The 2,042-nt window shown below is 51.1% G+C and carries 2 protein-coding genes and 1 pseudogene; all 3 read right to left on the reverse strand.

Annotation, left to right across the window (positions count from 1 at the left end; genetic code table 11):
* Positions 1-139: 139 nt before the first annotated feature.
* Positions 140-1,387 (reverse strand): annotated as a pseudogene (locus tag Q1A48_RS21080) (IS256 family transposase).
* A 91-nt stretch (positions 1,388-1,478) separates the two neighbouring features.
* Positions 1,479-1,655, reverse strand: coding sequence for a hypothetical protein (locus tag Q1A48_RS21085; protein ID WP_299948800.1), 177 nt, complete (start codon positions 1,653-1,655; stop codon positions 1,479-1,481).
* 59 nt (positions 1,656-1,714) lie between these two features.
* Positions 1,715-1,915 carry a hypothetical protein gene (locus Q1A48_RS21090; protein WP_299948802.1) on the reverse strand — a complete coding sequence of 67 codons (201 nt, stop codon included), beginning with the start codon at positions 1,913-1,915 and terminating at the stop codon, positions 1,715-1,717.
* Positions 1,916-2,042 lie beyond the last annotated feature (127 nt).

Consider the following 2,042-nt stretch of genomic DNA (forward strand, 5'->3'; position numbering starts at 1 on the left):
TGAACTGAACCTGACCTGACAGACCACCGTCAGAAAAACCGGTAACTGTCAGATCAAGTCTGAACTACTACATATGAGGCTACCTGGCTGACACAGAGTTTTGAGAGTTATTGCCAATTCTGGTGTTCAGCAGGCATGATCAAGCAGCGCTCTGATCTACTGTTGGCACCTCTTCTCCATCTTTGAATTTCACTCCGGTGATGACCTTCGCGAGACAGTCAAAGCCTCGGAGTTTTCTCCACTTTCCTTCTGCACACATTCCCAATTTGAACAGCATGTGCAACATTCCGTCTCTCGATAGGCACCCTTTCGATCGCTTGGTTCTGTGTCGTATCGTTCCGAACGTCGAGTCTATCGGGTTCGTTGTCCGGATGCTCTGCCAGTGCTTTGCCGGGAAGTCGTAGAAGCTCATCAGCTCTTCGTGATCCTTTAGCAAGCACTCAGCGACTTTCGGATATTTGGCCTCGTACGTCTTGATTATGGTGTCGAAGGCCTTCTCTGCATCGGCCCTTGTCTCAGCTTGCCAAATGTCGTGCAGGAAGCGTTTAGCTTTCGGCTGACTCAACTTCGGCAACTTGTTGAGAACGTTGGCCGTCTTGTGCACCCAGCAACGCTGCTGGCGGGTCTCTGGATAAGTTTCTTCCAGTGCCGCCCAGAACCCCATCGCGCCGTCGCCGACCGCCAGCTCCGGGGCGTTCATGCCGCGCTCCTTCAACTTACCCAGCACACCTTTCCAACTCAGCGTCGATTCTCGCTCTCCGTCTTCGATCGCCAGAAAGTGCTTCTCTCCGCGCTCATTTACGCCGATGACGACCAGGGCGCAGAGCTTGCTTTCTTCCGAGCGCAGGCCGCTGTATATGCCGTCTGCCCAGATGTACACCCAGCGATCTTTATCCAGTCACTTGGTTCGCCAGGTATCATACTCGCCTTTCCACTGCGCCTTTAAGCGGGCCACTGTACTGGCTGACAGGCCTTTTGCTTCTGGGCCAACCAGTACCGACAGGGCCTCTTCCATTTCACCGGTTGAAACGCCCTTCAGGTATAGCCACGGCAGCGCCGCCTCCAACGAGCGGGCCTTGCGTACATACGGTGGCACCAAGGCCGAGCGGAAGGTCACCGGCTCCCCGTCCTTGCTGCGAACCTTCGGCACCTTCACCTTTACTGGTCCAATCCCGGTCTGTATATCACGCTCTGGCAGGTGACCATTGCGGACGACAGCAGCGCGGCCATCATCCAGGTGGCGGCTTTCAAATCCTTCCATGAAGGTCGATAACTCGGCTTCAATCGCCTGCTGCAGCAGCTCACGTGCGCCTCGGCGCAAAAGCTCGGTCAGTGGGTCAGCGGCCTCCTGTCGACCTGTAAACTCAACAACGGTATTCTTGTTCATAGCGGCGTACTCTCGGTTGGTTTCATTGTTTGGCGACAACAAATCAACCAGATACGCTGCGTTCTTTCAAACCCTCAAACACCAGATTTGGTTATAACCCTTTCTTTTTTCTACTTAACCAAAGCGATAAATTTGCAACAATAAAAGTTGACAAAAACACCCAGCTTGATTCACTTTGTTTGACTACACCGGCCAAAATTAAAACTCCTAATGCTGCGGCTGATAAAGCTATCGTTAATGCAGTAGGGTATATCAGCTTTTCTTTCATATTGTTACTCCTCTTGTACGATTGAGGCTTGGCCTTTAATTAAGGCCAAGCCGTAATATCTACCTCATCGCATAATGAATAGCCATGCCTGAAGCGAAAATTGAACCGCCAATAAGTGCCGCAGTACCCCAAACAGGGGCTGTAACAGTTAGTCCAAGAGCCAACAGACCTCCAGCTACTCCCACAGATGCGCCATAAGCAGCATCATTACTAACCCCACCACTAACCTGCTCGATCTCATTCATAGTTAGTTCTTGCATTTTATTTTCTCATTAAGTTAAAGATTATGCCAACTCATTGTCAGCTAGATTTATCTGCCTCCCTGCAGACTTAACCGTTTCCGGTCTATGAGCAACCAATATTCGGGTGATGGCGAGTTGTTGAATA

Source organism: uncultured Microbulbifer sp. (genome assembly GCF_947489355.1).
Lineage (GTDB): Bacteria > Pseudomonadota > Gammaproteobacteria > Pseudomonadales > Cellvibrionaceae > Microbulbifer.